Source organism: Lentilactobacillus parafarraginis DSM 18390 = JCM 14109 (assembly GCF_001435895.1).
Classification (GTDB): Bacteria; Bacillota; Bacilli; order Lactobacillales; family Lactobacillaceae; genus Lentilactobacillus; species Lentilactobacillus parafarraginis.
Genome location: NZ_AZFZ01000215.1, coordinates 1 through 450, shown reverse-complemented (window position 1 = coordinate 450; position 450 = coordinate 1). Strand labels below are relative to the sequence as shown.

Below are 450 nucleotides of genomic sequence, written 5' to 3'. Positions count from 1 at the left end.
ATGTGTCAACTTGACAGGGTACAGTACCATTTTACGTAATTTACACAAACTTTACAATTAAATGTCAGGATTTCATTGTTCCATAATACTATGCGATGTATAGTATAGCCGAAAGGAGGCACGGCAATGAATGCACAATTGAAAAAGGGCTTCTTAGAATATTGCATTCTGGCGACCTTGAATAAAGGTGATTCGTATGGTTATCGGATCATCAGGGATGTCGAGTCCGTTATCAAAATTTCGGAGTCCACCCTGTATCCAATTTTAAAACGCTTGGAGAAAAAACAATTTATTGAAAGTCACAATCAAATTTATAACAATCGCGTTCGCAGATACTATCACATTACCCCAATTGGCGTTGCCAGTGGGAAAGATTTCTTGAAAGATGAAAGAACTATTCAGCATTTGTACGACTTTATAGGTAATGTCCAAAGTTCCATGAAAAAGTAG

At 36.9% G+C, this 450-nt stretch carries 1 protein-coding gene; it reads left to right on the top strand.

Features of this window, described 5'->3' with window-relative positions; all coding sequences use genetic code 11:
* The first annotated feature begins 126 nt into the window (after nt 1-126).
* Nucleotides 127-450 carry a PadR family transcriptional regulator gene (locus tag FD47_RS14790; protein WP_056980861.1) on the top strand — a complete coding sequence of 108 codons (324 nt, stop codon included), beginning with the start codon at nt 127-129 and terminating at the stop codon, nt 448-450.